Source organism: Vallitalea sediminicola, assembly GCF_054408565.1.
The window spans coordinates 47739-60956 of the sequence record NZ_BTPT01000059.1; the positions used below are offsets into that span (position 1 = coordinate 47739).

Annotated in this window: 11 protein-coding genes; 6 read left to right on the plus strand and 5 right to left on the minus strand. The window is 29.2% G+C overall.

All coding sequences use genetic code 11. The features are described from left to right. Window positions 1–13 precede the first annotated feature (13 nt). Together ACX6CF_RS20830 and ACX6CF_RS20835 are read right to left on the minus strand one after the other, a co-directional pair. Window positions 14–1795: a YcaO-like family protein gene (locus ACX6CF_RS20830; protein WP_458787292.1), complete on the minus strand. Its 1782-nt coding sequence runs from the start codon at window positions 1793–1795 to the stop codon at window positions 14–16. Window positions 1796–1825: 30 nt separating this feature from the next. Then, a complete protein-coding gene (locus ACX6CF_RS20835; RefSeq protein WP_458787293.1) occupies window positions 1826–2161 on the minus strand; it encodes a YlbF family regulator in 336 nt (111 codons plus the stop codon). A 169-nt stretch (window positions 2162–2330) separates the two neighbouring features. Between ACX6CF_RS20835 and ACX6CF_RS20840 the strand changes: the two genes are divergently transcribed. Next, on the plus strand, window positions 2331–2591 hold the full coding sequence (locus ACX6CF_RS20840) for a hypothetical protein (RefSeq protein WP_458787294.1): 261 nt from the start codon (window positions 2331–2333) through the stop codon (window positions 2589–2591). Between the two features lie 54 nt (window positions 2592–2645). Here ACX6CF_RS20840 and ACX6CF_RS20845 read toward each other — a convergent pair whose 3' ends face one another. Further along, a complete protein-coding gene (locus tag ACX6CF_RS20845; protein ID WP_458787295.1) occupies window positions 2646–3950 on the minus strand; it encodes a sulfatase-like hydrolase/transferase in 1305 nt (434 codons plus the stop codon). Between the two features lie 84 nt (window positions 3951–4034). Between ACX6CF_RS20845 and ACX6CF_RS20850 the strand changes: the two genes are divergently transcribed. Beyond that, on the plus strand, window positions 4035–4874 hold the full coding sequence (locus ACX6CF_RS20850; protein WP_458787296.1) for an AraC family transcriptional regulator: 840 nt from the start codon (window positions 4035–4037) through the stop codon (window positions 4872–4874). Between the two features lie 6 nt (window positions 4875–4880). Here ACX6CF_RS20850 and ACX6CF_RS20855 read toward each other — a convergent pair whose 3' ends face one another. Next, window positions 4881–5963, minus strand: coding sequence for a response regulator transcription factor (locus ACX6CF_RS20855; RefSeq protein ID WP_458787297.1), 1083 nt, complete (start codon window positions 5961–5963; stop codon window positions 4881–4883). A 192-nt stretch (window positions 5964–6155) separates the two neighbouring features. Between ACX6CF_RS20855 and ACX6CF_RS20860 the strand changes: the two genes are divergently transcribed. Together ACX6CF_RS20860 and ACX6CF_RS20865 are read left to right on the plus strand one after the other, a co-directional pair. Continuing rightward, window positions 6156–6941, plus strand: coding sequence for an SDR family NAD(P)-dependent oxidoreductase (locus ACX6CF_RS20860; RefSeq protein WP_458787298.1), 786 nt, complete (start codon window positions 6156–6158; stop codon window positions 6939–6941). A 229-nt stretch (window positions 6942–7170) separates the two neighbouring features. Continuing rightward, complete coding sequence (locus ACX6CF_RS20865; RefSeq protein WP_458787299.1) at window positions 7171–7878, plus strand: HAD family hydrolase; 708 nt, start codon at window positions 7171–7173, stop codon at window positions 7876–7878. Window positions 7879–7954: 76 nt separating this feature from the next. Here ACX6CF_RS20865 and nrdJ read toward each other — a convergent pair whose 3' ends face one another. After that, window positions 7955–10312 (minus strand): ribonucleoside-triphosphate reductase, adenosylcobalamin-dependent, encoded by a 2358-nt coding sequence (gene nrdJ / locus ACX6CF_RS20870; protein WP_458787300.1) that lies wholly within the window; start codon window positions 10310–10312, stop codon window positions 7955–7957. 527 nt (window positions 10313–10839) lie between these two features. Between nrdJ and ACX6CF_RS20875 the strand changes: the two genes are divergently transcribed. Both ACX6CF_RS20875 and abc-f read left to right on the plus strand, forming a co-directional pair. After that, complete coding sequence (locus ACX6CF_RS20875; protein WP_458787301.1) at window positions 10840–10986, plus strand: hypothetical protein; 147 nt, start codon at window positions 10840–10842, stop codon at window positions 10984–10986. A 104-nt stretch (window positions 10987–11090) separates the two neighbouring features. Next, window positions 11091–13007, plus strand: a complete 1917-nt coding sequence (gene abc-f / locus ACX6CF_RS20880) for a ribosomal protection-like ABC-F family protein (RefSeq protein ID WP_458787302.1) — start codon at window positions 11091–11093, stop codon at window positions 13005–13007. The last annotated feature ends 211 nt before the right edge of the window (window positions 13008–13218 follow it).

Here is a 13218-nt window from a genome sequence, read left to right on the forward strand (position 1 = left end):
TATAAATAGCGCCTTACTTATATTTATCTTTTAATTTTTTTAGAAGAATTTCATTACCTATATGAATACAGGAAGATTTTACTGCACATTCTTCACAATTAAAACATTCTAACATACAATCGTCTTCAAATAATTGAGTTGCATTATTAAATTCTTTTTCAACTTTATTAACTAGATAACTGGGGAAAAAATTATTCAGCAGTGAATTTATTTCATAAACATTTTTGTTCTGTGAACGAAGGTCTAAATAATTTCTAATACATTTATAATAATTGGTTATATTAATTTTTCCACTGGACCTTATTGTTTCTATATAATTATTAAATACCATATAGGCATTCTTGAAATCATCTAATTTAAGATAGAGAGCTACTAATAACAAAGATATATTCTTGTAGTACCAGGGCAATCCTTTTTTGACTTCTATATTCAGCATAGTTGTAATTTTAGCCATTGGGTGAAAGTTAGCATTATTAATAAGATCAATTAATTTTAATATATCAATAGAAGTCAGATTCTTAATATTACGTGTTAGTCTTTTCGTAGTATTGTATAATATAAAATTATCAATAGATTTATTGTCATCAATTTTTTCTATCTCACTATAATTAGGTATAATAATATGATAAGCGGGAAATTCTAAAAAGCTGACATCTCTTACTAATATCGTATATCCTTGATGTTCAATAAAAGAAATTAACTTATTAAGTATCTCCAGATTACTGCTACCCCTAAGGTCATTGAATTCTATCCATTCATAAGTTGGTGTATCCATGAATATTTCTTTGGGATAATATCCAGAACCGTTGACTAGAATACCCATGACATTATTGCTGGCATCTTTTACAGGTGGCGTAACATAGAATTCTTTTAGTCCTTTCATTTTATATATGTTTTGTCCCTGTAATAACTCTGTCAACGTTCGTTCAACTGATATTTCAAAAATAGGATAAGCCCCAAATTTAATAAAATATTCGCTTGTTTTAATATTAAGAAGGATTACACAAGTAACTGGAAAACTTTTACCAAGAGAACAATCTTTAATGATAACCTTGTAATTTCCACCAAATTCCAGTTCATTAATCATAGATGAAATTCCTGCATAATTATTGATATAGCTTCTTGGAATAGTTGGTGGAGTTATTTTGTTTTCGATTATTTGTTTGTTTGCGTATCTTTCCATAAGTTCACATAAACCTTGTATTAAAGCTTCTTCGCGAGTATTACCAGCACACATTCCATTGGACATATACATTTTATTGGACATTTTAATAGGTATATATGATATATAGCTGGTAGATATATTTTTATAAGGTATGGTGATAAAATCTTTTGGGATATCTTCGTATGAAACTTTTTTCCATTTTGTAAATAATGATATTAGTTCGGGATGACTGTCATTCAAAGCAGCCAGTTGACATTGTAACCATTCGTTATCAGAAGATAGTAAATCATTAATATCATACATTTTTTCATCTGGTGCATAATAAAAACCGTCATATGCTAGAACGTTATTGCTAAAATCCATTGATAGGCGGAAAGGGGCAAAATTCTGTAGCCTTTCCATAAGTTCACCATAGGCACTGGCTAAAGCGAATTCCATAGTTGTGCCTTTCCCATTAGTACGTATAGAAGTGCCTGAAACAGATATAGTAACGCTATAAAATCCATTAGCAGAGTTTTGCCAATTCAATTCAGTGGTATTAACACTTAAGTCATATAAAATAGTCCTTATTTTATGTATAGTTGTTAAAGGGTCTGAATCCTTATATTTATTTATGCTCAATGAATGCATAATATCACCTTTCAACAGTATAATAATATTTTATATATTCAGGTCTTTATCAATAGATTCTAATACTGTCATATTAGATTGATATATTATCCCTTGTACTTGCTGCATAGCTTCGGCATAATCTTTTATAATTGTTTTGCTTGAAATTCTTTCGAAATTATCTACGATTTTTTTCATTTCAGCTTCCAACTGATTAGGAGGTAGGTTCCTTTGGTATAGATTGGCTTGTTCTGATTGGAAGTTCTTTATCATTGATGTCAAATTCCTGTCTTGTAGAATTCTGTTTTTTAATGTTATAGCGTTTTTGAATTCAGGTGTGTTTTTAATTAAGCCAATGATTTCCATAGTTTTTCTTTCAATACTCATATGCCACCTCAAAAATAATTTATTTGTGATTACAATATATTCGTAGAACCATAAAATATGATAAATAAATTAGCTCTCTTCTTTAATTATAAAATAAATAAATGGACATGTATCCAAGAAAAGTTGTTTAACATATAATGATATAAGGTACTACTAGGTAGGTGGGAAAATGAGAGAGGAAAATATTAATGATGTACTATCATTGTTATCAGCTTATATTTTTAAGGAGTGTAATGAACTTGGAGTCATTACGTTAGGACAAATACATAGCATTATTAATATATTGGTAAAAGCTAATATACCTTTTACACTGAATGTTACTGAGGGTACTAGAAGAGTTGCTAAAAGTGCCGTTTTCACTATAAGTATTACACCTACATTTGAAATAAGAAAGATATTTCAATTTGAAGAGGGAAGGATTGTTATATAAAAAGGGCTGTTCAATTAGAGACAGCCCAATTATTATTAAGGTTATTATATTAGATCATAAAGGTGAATTAACTCGCTGGTTACTCCAAACAAATAATTGCTTCATAAAATTGCCAAGAATTTGTTTGTAAGATTCATCATGTACTAGGTTTTTCAATTCATAAGGGTCATCTATCATATCAAATAATAACCATGGTTCATTAGTAGTTGTTTTTACAGATAGCTTATATCTATTTGTCCTAATCATTACCCAGTCAGTTTCTTCGCAATGATAATTTTCTGCAAAGACAGGTTGTTTTTCAGGTTCTGAATCATTTAACATGAAAGGTAATAAACTTGTGCCTTCAAAAGAGCGATTCACATTAATATTAGCTAGGTCCAGACAAGTAGGATATAAATCAATACATGAAACAGGTGCTTTAATTTCGTTATGACCTTTTTGACCAGGTACATATATTACAAGAGGTACTCCACATGATTCTTCATATGGGTAATTCTTATTGATTAATCCATGACTTCCTTGTAGATCACCATGATCAGCTGAAAAAATGATAGCAGTATCATCTGCAAGATTTAGATTATGTATAGCTTCAATAATACGTCCAATACCGTTATCTATCTGAGAAACCATACCATAATATAGATGTTTATATTTTTCCATATCTGTACCGTAACGTTGATAATTTAGGTCATTTTCTACAGGTCTTGGACTACGTGGAGATCCAGTTGGTGTGAAGGGTAGAGTATCTTCATAATTAATTGGATAAGGCATATCCACATTTTTATATAACTCTTCATATTCTTGTGAGGGTTGAACAGGATAATGGGGTGCTTGATAAAAAACAACATGTAGAAAAGGGTTATTAGTATCAGCAAGATTTTTTAATCTTTCAATAGCCAGGTCGGTTGTAACATCTGTTCGGTGTTTATTATATCTATGCTCAGTATTACTTTCATCATAGAAATATACATCATCTAAAAAACCGTTATAACATTGATATCCGATAAAATGTTTAAAACCCCCTCTTAAGTTTTCGGGGATAGGACAATTTCCATTACCCCCTAAATGCCATTTGCCCACAAAACTAGTTTCGTACTCTGATTTGTTGAAATCATCTGCCATGCATGTAATATTTTCAGGAAGAGGTTCACAATTATGATATACTTTACTATCAGAGGAGTACATTCCTGTAAATAAATTAGCTCTATATGGACCGCATACTGGATTATTGGAATATGAATTGCGAAATATGCAGCCTTCCTTAGCTAGTTTATCAATATTAGGTGTTTTGATGAAACTCTGTTCATAACCAACTGCATATTTGTGCATTTGGTCCGTTAATAACATAACAATATTCATAGTTACCTCCTATAAGATGCATTTTGTTTTTATAAAGTATATAATTATTTTAGGAGATAATGAATAGTAAGAGGAGATAAAAAGATGATACTAAACGATACTAATTGGAAGAGATTTGATGAACTGTTGAATATGATACCATACAAAGGTCATTTCCAGATTCATGATATTCATAATGTTGAATTGAGAAAGAAATGGGGATTAGCAAAGCGTAGAATTGATGATTATCTATTAGCTTATATCAGAGATGGTAATGGACATTATGATATTGACGGTAAAATATGTCCTATTGTACCTGGTAATATGATATTAATTAGTCCTAATCTAATACATAGTGCACAGCAATATGAAATTACACCTTCATTATATTCAATTAGATTTGGTATATATGATAATCAATTATTAAATGATCTTAGTGTTGAGGTTAATCCTTTTTATATATATCATTCACCAAGTAACAGTGAATACTATAGAAACTTAATGAACGAAATATACAAATGTTATTTAAATCTAAGTTATGGAATTAATTATAAAAGGCTACTTAACGCTTATATGACACAGATTCTATCAGATATATATTGTGAGATGAGCAATGAAGGAAGAAGCTATGATATGCGTCTAGAAAGAGCCAGAGTATATATTAGTAAGCATCCATTGAAGGAACATGATATTAATGAATTAGCAAAAATATCAGGTTATTCCAGTGCTTATTTTTCCAAGAAATTCAAAGCCCAGTATAATATCTCTCCAAAAAGCTATATTTTTGAAAATAAAATGAAATACTCAAGAACTCTATTAACAGAATACAATTATTCAATTAAGGAAATTGCTAATAAATTAGGTTATTCAGATCAATATATATTCTCTAACCAATTCAAAAAAACTTTTGGTATTACGCCCGCCAAGATGAAAAATAGCAGGTAGAATATCTTAAGAATTCAATTTATATAGTAAAGCCGTTCTGTTGGTAACATTCATTTTAGAATATATATTCTGTATGTGAGTTCGAATTGTATGGCTACTCAAGAATAAAGAATCAGCCATTTCATTATTTGTTAAACCTTTTAATAAGAGATCAATGATTTCTATTTCTCTTTTAGTAAGTTTATAATTAATCAACTTCTCATCATTAATTTTTTTAGATTGTGGATTTTCGGTTATATAGATAGTGTACATAGTTTCAATAGTATTATGTGTATTACTAACAATAAATGGATATATTTTGAATGTATGATTATCTATGTTAATTTCACTATTCTTAGATTTATGATATTCAACAGCAAATAAATCTATAATTTTATTAATATATTCATCCGAGTGATTAAAATAATTTCTATTTTGAGAGATGATTTTACAATACTCTTTAGCAGTATCATTTATGTATATATATGAAAATTGATAATTCAATATCATCAATCCAGAAGGCAAAACAGAAGATGAGGATCTAAACATATTGGCTTCCTTATTTAACTCTAAATCTTTTAAATGCATGTTTAATGATTGGGTTATTATTTCATTTAGCTTACTTAATAGACAAGATTCATAAATTGTAAAATCATTTTCTCCACCTTGCTTCAAAATTGCAATTGCGCCTAATTGTCTATTGTCATAATTTAAAGGTAATACGATTTGATTATCCCAATGGTAACATTTTAGAAAATCATTATAATATTCGCTTTTTGTGAAACTATAGTAAGACATCAAATCTTTTACAGTAATAACTTTGCTATGGTGTAAGTTATTATTAAGATTACTACAATAAGCTTTATGAAAAATATCTTTATAAAAATAATGTTTTATGTAAGAATTCATTGCTTTCTCAACGGTTTTTGTTGATGTTGGATTACATAAATTGATATCATTCCTATTTATATCATATAAAAAAAAATTCGTATTAGGATAATTGAAAAGTTCAGAGATCATATCTAAAGTCTTCTGTCTAAAATCATAATCTGTATTTTGAATTTCTAAGGTAAAATCTAATAATCTATTTAAGTCATTTTTTTTCAGCATATATTCTCACCTTTATTTATAATGTCATTGTTTTCAGCTTATTTATAAAAAATACGTAAAAAATACTAGATAGATTAATTAAGTATACGTATTCTTTTTAAGACCAATAATGAGATAATAATAACATAAAACAATTTACAAATAAAGAAAATCTAAAAATTATGCGACATAAGTGAAAGGAGATATAATTATATGTTAGAAATAAGTTTATCGAAAAAAGTAGCAATTGTAACAGGTGGTGCAAGTGGACTTGGAAAAGCAATTGCTCTAAAATTAGCTGAAGCAGGTGCTGTAGTTACAATATCCGATATTAATTTTGAAGGTGCAAAAGAAACAGTTAATGAAATAAAAGCCATGGGTCAAAAAAGCATTGCAGTAAAAACTGATATTACAAAATCAAATGAAGTTTGTTCTTTAGTGGAAACTACAATTAAAGAATTCGGTGATTTACATATTATGATAAATGCTGCTGGAATGGGAATCATGAAACCAGTTTGCGATTTTGCAGATAGTGAAATTGATAAAATCTTAGATTTGAATTTAAAAGGTACAATTTATGGAACTAAAGAAGCATTAAAACATATGATACCTAATAAAGATGGTAAGATAGTTAATATATCATCAGTTGCTGCAAAAAATGCTTCTCCAGGAACTTCTATGTATGCAGCTACAAAAAGTGGTGTTATTGCCTTTAGTAAGGCTGTAGCAAGAGAAGTTGCACATGATAATATCAATATCAATATTATTTGCCCTGGGATTATTAAGACACCAATGTGGACAGCGCAGTTAAAAACTATGGCTGACAGTGTAGAAGAACAAAATAAGATATTTGATAGTTATATTGAAAAAGAAATTCCTCTTAACAGGCCACAAGAACCAGAGGACATAGCAAATATAATTGTTTATTTATGTTCTGAACAAGGAAAAAATATTACAGCACAAGATATTAATGTTGATGGTGGATCTATAGTATTCTAACTTGAATAATTAATAAGTAGAATTATAATTACAAATTAAATAGATATGTAAGAGTATCTTTACAACATGATGTAAAAATGTGTTTTAAGATATTATTTTTGAAATCCCGTAAATTATTGTTGATTTATTGGGATTTTTTTTATATCATTGATATAAACTATCTTTATTATTGATTAAGGATTATAGATTACCTAAAAAAATCTAAATATAATTTGTAAGGAGTACAAGAATGAATACATTTCTATTTGATTTAGATGGAACATTACTACCATTAGAAGAACAAAAATTTGTAAAAACATATTTTGATGAAATGCATAAAGTATTCGAAGATATGATTGAAAAAGAAGTATTTATTAAATATGTGTGGACTGCAACAGATTTTATGAGGAAGAGTGAAGAACAAAAGACCAACATGGAAATCTTCATGAATAAGTTTGAAGAATTAGTTGGGGATGAAATTGATGAGTATAAGATTAGATTTGACGATTTTTATGATAGGGGCTTTTTAGAGGTTGAAAAAGTAGTAACAAAAAATGATTATGCGGCTAAATGTGTCAATATGCTTAAGGATAAAGGATATACTGTCGTTCTAGCTACTAATCCTTTATTCCCGCTGAAGGCAATTAACCATAGAATTAATTGGGCTGGACTCAAAGAGACAGATTTCCATCATATAACTTCTTACGAAACTAGTCACTATTGTAAACCATGTGTAAATTATTATGAAGAAATATTAAAATTCATAAATAAAAGACCTGAAGAATGTATTATGGTTGGAAACGATGTTCAAGAAGATTTGGTTGCAGGGGAATTAGGTCTACAAACATTTTTAGTGGAAAATCATATAATCAATAGAAATGGAGGAGATATCAACTGTACCTATAGAGGTAAATATGAAGATTTATATAAATATGTAGAGAGTCTGCCGGCAATCTAGATTAGTAGGCTATCTTACTAGACTATGATATATAAAATGTATAGTAAGATAGCTCACATAATTATATTGTAGTATATTATCTTATTGGACAAACTCCGTTATCACAACTGGAATCACCAATGTCGAAATTGATTTCTTCTTTTTCATATTTGCTGATAAGGCTAGGTAGAAAAGGTCTTAACTTAGCGGTTCTTTGGTTGAATTCTTCTTCTTCTATTGCTTCATAGGGTAATAGCTTGTAAAAATTGTTATCTAATGATAAGAAAGACAACGCTACAATGCTATCCCAATTATTCCATACCCATTCTTCAACTTCATCCCATTCATGATCTCTGACATGTACTGTGATTGAACAGTTATGATCAACGTAGTTGTCCATGAATAGTTGATAATTCTCTAATTGTTGAATTGCGGAAACATCGTATTTAGTAATACCTTTTGGGGCTTTTACTGGAAATTCAATTACTTTAGTAGTACATGAATCCTTATCTTGACCCACTTCTGGAAAAATAGGATATTCTAATTCTTCACAAACTTTTACTAATGGGTCGTCACTGTTTATTCTGATTCGTCTAATATAATAAGGCGAATGTGAATAATGGACTCCGCTGGATACAGATGGTAACTGACTTAGAGTTCCTTCAGGTTTGACAGTTGTTACTAATAGAGGTTCGTTTTCACCTATTTCATCTGCATAGTCCTTAGCGGATGAAATAGCAATCTCTCTGAGTTTTTTTAGTAATTCACCTTGGTCTTTAATAGTAAGGTCAACTGCGTTAACCATATCTTGCCATCCTGTTAAGGAACAGCCTAATAATTTATCTCTTTTATGGATATAGTTCCATCTAGGAATTTCTAATTCTGTACATGTCATCCTATATCCTGCTCTTGCTGATAATTTTTGGGCTTCATATAGACCATCATAATCAATAGTATCATCTTTGTTTATAAAAGAAAATACATTAACTGTGGTTAAGTTACACAAACCTTTTGAATCAAGAAGGATTTCACCGCAAGGATTAACACCATTCATATTTGGTCTTCTTTTGCTACCAGCAACTTCGTTAACCCATCCAGGTTCTCCAGAATAACGCATTTGTTCTAATTGCCAATGTAACTGTTCTCTAGAGGGTTTTTCTCTATAGTAGATGGAATTGTTACTCATTTGACGGTGAATGATATCTTCATCAACAATCCACTGACCATCAATTTGTTTGTATAGATCACTTTTTGCTTCAATAGCTTCTTTATCATCTGGATCTACCAGTACAATCTCCGCAGTTCTTCTAACACCACCTACAACTACATTTTCACCAATAATATTGGCTATATCAAGACAATCTATGGGAAGAAGCTTAGTATAATCTTCTCTGTTTAATACACCACGTTTTTTTATGATATTGGTTGCTTTTATAAACATATTTTTCAAGCTTGAATGTCCACTTGCTGTACCACCGAAGGTTTTGAGTTTTTCACCTTTTGGTCTGACATGATTGTAATTAATTACTAGGGTATTGATTTTACGGTATTCGTTGCTATATAATATTTTCAGATAAAAATCTATTGCCTGAACCCATCCTTCTTTACTATCACCTATGATGATTTTAGCAGTATTGTTATGGTTGAATTCTAAACTAGTACTATCTTCGCGTAGGTGTATAGGCGTAGGGGTGTAATCCTCATGGATAATATCAAATTTAGTTCTGATTTTCGGTAATTTGCCAATATCATCTTTCAATATTCTAATACCTACTCCAGAGCCTATCATTAATAGATAAAACAAGTCTTTGAATGCGTCAAAATCATCAATAATTGTAAATGAGCAATTATAATTAGCCATAGGGTAATTCTTAGCAACATCAGTATTACCTACCCAAAAAGTACGCCCTGATAAGAATTGTTTAAGATTGAATATATTATCGTATAATTTTTCGGCTTCAGCTTTTGTAGTAGGGACTAGACTGCAATTGTATTCTACTGCTCGTCTTACGGTTTCCCACCAATATTCACGCCTTTTTTCTTCCGGGAGCCATCTAGAGTAAGTTCTATAATAAACAAATGAACCTAATTGTTTCATTGGATTTGGACGATGTTTGTAGCGACTAATAAATTCTTCTGATAATAGTCTCCCATCAGTGCGCTTGCTTCTTTTATCTCTTGTCTTATCTCTTTCGTATCGATATAATATGTATCTTTTTGCAGCATCTTTACGAGGAGAGTCCATTAAGGATTCTTCAACTAAGTCTTGGATTATTTCCACAGATACTGGATTAGTATGAGTATGTAATTTTTCTTCTGTTCTATGAGCGATTGTTTCAGCTAATGATTTATCAACACTTGCTTTTGTTTCTGACATTGATAATTGAATAGCTGTAATAATTTTATTGACATCAAAATCTGCTATGGAACCGTTTCTTTTCAATATTTTTATCATTATTATTCATTCCTTTCACCTTTTTATCTTAACACTTTAAATATAGTAAGTATTTTATAGCTGGATGATAGATTATTACTAAGCTTTATATATATTATTTCTATTAAGCAGTAGCATTAACCATGTTAATAAATTAAATCTATATAGATAGTCTAGATAGCTGAATACATCAACAATATCCTAGACACACTATATTGTGGTTTGCGGTTAGGTGATATACAATATATTGTATCAGCAATAGAAAAATGTGTCAATTAGAAAATGTTTATATATGGAATTGATGTATAAAACAAATGTGAAATAATGGACATTACTTTGATTATTGACGTTGCAATATTTATATTGAACATGGCATATTTTAATGCTTTAGTATTGTTAGGGATATTGATATTTGATAATTTGACTAGAAGCAAATCTTGTGATAAAATTATTAATGATAAGCAGTAAATCATGAACGAATTTTATTGTTAAGTATGATAGAAAATGCTTGAAATATAGGCTTATAATTAAGAAAAGGTGTGTAAAAGATGACTCAATCAACTGATTTATGGATGGTATTTAAAAGAAATATAACAGCAATTTATGATGGTCCTACTACAGGTGCGTCCATTTTTAAATATCCATTAAATAATAAGTTAGTTGAAGGATGTATGTATGATAATACTGATACCTAGATAAGGTAAGTATAGCATATATATATATAATTGTTTATTAATCCTAGACTAATGTCTAGGATTTTTTGCGTTCAAATATAAATTAAAATGAAAGGTATGATTAAATGATAGAATTGGGGATTAATAATTTGACAAAGAGTTTTGGAGCTAATAAAATATTTGAAAATGTTAGTTTTGATATAAAAACAGGAGAAATAGTTGGATTGATTGGTAGGAATGGAACAGGTAAAACAACCATAATGAAAATTCTTATGGATCATGAAGATTATGAAGGAGAAGTATTTTATCGTAAGGGTGTAACGCTAGGATATCTTGACCAAATACCTGTTTTTGAAGAAGATTATAATGTTAGAGAAGTGCTTTATCTGGCATTTGAAGAGGTATATGATATCAAAAAGAAAATGGTGGATATTGAACATTCTTTATCCAATGAAGATAAACATATTGATAAACTTATGAAAGAATACGGTCATCTTCAAGAACGATTTGAGATTCTAGGAGGATATGATATTGATGAGAAGATGAGCAAAGTAACAATTGGACTTCAGATATCTGATTCTATGCAAAAGATGAAATTTGCTAACTTAAGTGGTGGTGAAAAATCTAAGATAATGCTTGGAAAGATATTATTGGAAAAACCAGAGTTGTTACTTCTTGATGAACCTTCTAATCATCTGGATCTGAAATCTATTGAATGGTTGGAAGAATACCTGAAAGAATATAGAGGTTCAGTATTGATCATATCTCATGATAGATATTTTTTGGATCGGGTTGTCAATAAAATCGTTGAATTAGATTATAGCGGAGCTTCCATATATCATGGTAACTACACATATTATCTAGTTGAAAAAGAAAGACGTTTTATTGAAGCGTTCAATAGATATAAGGAAAATCAAAAGAAAATAAATAAGATGGAAGAACAGATTAAAAGATATCGTATTTGGGGTAAAATGCGTGATAGCGATAAAATGTATGTAAGGGCAAAAGAGTTAGAAAAACGATTAGTCAAAATGGAAAAATTAGATAAACCTGTTCTAGAAAAAACTAAGATAAAATTATTTAATAAGGGATTTGATAGAACAGGAAAAGAAGTCTTAGTCATCAAAGGTATTGAAAAAAGTTTTGATAGCAAAAGGTTATTTTCTGGTCTTAATCTAACATTGTTTTATCAAGACAGCTTAGCGGTGCTTGGCGATAATGGTACAGGCAAATCTACTTTGATAAAAATTGTTATGGAAGAATTAAAAAGTGATATAGGTAGTATAAAATATGGTTCAAATATAAAGATTGGATATTTACCCCAAGAAGTTAAATTTGAAAATGAGAATACGTCTATACTTGAAGCTTTTCAATATAAATACAATATAACGATTGGAGAGGCAAGAACAGAATTATCTAAGGTATTATTTATTAAAGATGACGTATTTAAAAAAATAAGTATATTATCTGGGGGAGAAAAAAGCAGATTGAAATTATGTATGCTTTTGTATGAAAAAGTAAATTTCATGATATTAGACGAACCAACTAATCATTTGGATATTGATTCAAGGGAAATTCTAGAAGAGACCTTACTTGATTTTAAGGGTACTATATTATTTGTTTCTCATGACCGTTATTTTATCAATAAAATAGCTACTAAAATAGGTGAGATAGAAAATAGGAAGTTAGAATTCTATAATGGAGATTATGAATATTATAAAAATGAACTACTGAAAAAAACAGAAACTATTATTAAACTTAATGGTTCATTGGATAAGAAGAATAACAAATATAAGCACAGAAATACAAACGATAATGAAAAAGTGGTAAAGAAAAAAGAAAAGCAATTAGAGTCAATTGAAATAGAAATAGATTCTATTGAAAATTTTATTGATGAATTAGATAAGGATATGTTAAGAAATAGTACAGATGCAGTTAAACTGAATGAAATTTCAATTAAGCAATGTAAACAGAAAGAAAATCTCAGTAAGCTTCTAAAAGAATGGGAAAATATAAGTGAGGAAATTGATAATTTAAGTTAGAGAGTATTAATAAAAAATGGGCTGTTCATGTAACATTTTATGAAATTACCTTAATTGGTATATGGTGTAAAGTGTTCATGATACAGCTTTTTTTGGCCATAGTAATTGTTATTAGCCTGTTAAGATAGCAAAAATCCTTATTATCAGTAATTGGAAGTCATCACATAATTTCACATAATTAATACATAATATCACCAATATTTATTGGTAG

Bases quoted from the DNA above. Each gene is read 5' to 3' on its own strand.
- ACX6CF_RS20840 (WP_458787294.1), top strand. From the start codon at position 2,331: ATGAGAGAGGAAAATATTAATGATGTACTATCATTGTTATCAGCTTAT.
- nrdJ (WP_458787300.1), bottom strand. From the start codon at position 10,312: ATGATAAAAATATTGAAAAGAAACGGTTCCATAGCAGATTTTGATGTC.
- ACX6CF_RS20850 (WP_458787296.1), top strand. From the start codon at position 4,035: ATGATACTAAACGATACTAATTGGAAGAGATTTGATGAACTGTTGAAT.
- ACX6CF_RS20860 (WP_458787298.1), top strand. From the start codon at position 6,156: ATGTTAGAAATAAGTTTATCGAAAAAAGTAGCAATTGTAACAGGTGGT.
- abc-f (WP_458787302.1), top strand. From the start codon at position 11,091: ATGATAGAATTGGGGATTAATAATTTGACAAAGAGTTTTGGAGCTAAT.
- ACX6CF_RS20830 (WP_458787292.1), bottom strand. From the start codon at position 1,795: ATGCATTCATTGAGCATAAATAAATATAAGGATTCAGACCCTTTAACA.
- ACX6CF_RS20855 (WP_458787297.1), bottom strand. From the start codon at position 5,963: ATGCTGAAAAAAAATGACTTAAATAGATTATTAGATTTTACCTTAGAA.
- ACX6CF_RS20865 (WP_458787299.1), top strand. From the start codon at position 7,171: ATGAATACATTTCTATTTGATTTAGATGGAACATTACTACCATTAGAA.
- ACX6CF_RS20845 (WP_458787295.1), bottom strand. From the start codon at position 3,950: ATGAATATTGTTATGTTATTAACGGACCAAATGCACAAATATGCAGTT.
- ACX6CF_RS20835 (WP_458787293.1), bottom strand. From the start codon at position 2,161: ATGAGTATTGAAAGAAAAACTATGGAAATCATTGGCTTAATTAAAAAC.
- ACX6CF_RS20875 (WP_458787301.1), top strand. From the start codon at position 10,840: ATGACTCAATCAACTGATTTATGGATGGTATTTAAAAGAAATATAACA.